The following is a 253-nucleotide window of genomic DNA, read 5'->3' on the forward strand; positions in this document are numbered from 1 at the left end:
AAAGCAACTCCACGGCGATGGCGACCAGCACCTTGCCTCCGGCACCGCGCCCGCGCTTGCCGTGCCTGACGCCACCAAAGACAGTCTCATCCACTTCGACATGTCCGGACAGCATGTCGTGCCCCGCATGGCTGATTGCGCACCGGAAACGGTGCAGCATCGCCCAAGCGGTAGGGTAGGAGCCGAAACCAAGGATCCGATGCAGTGTCATGGCGGAAACGCCATTCTTGGCGAAGGTAAAATGCCAGGCAGC

Annotated in this window: 1 protein-coding gene; it reads right to left on the reverse strand. The window is 61.7% G+C overall.

What is annotated here, in order from left to right; translation table 11 throughout:
* Positions 1 to 253 (reverse strand): IS1595 family transposase (locus IV91_RS0114755; protein ID WP_031599572.1); only part of this gene is annotated, 253 nt, incomplete at both ends.

Source organism: Ferrovum myxofaciens (genome assembly GCF_000735045.1).
Lineage (GTDB): Bacteria > Pseudomonadota > Gammaproteobacteria > Burkholderiales > Ferrovaceae > Ferrovum > Ferrovum myxofaciens.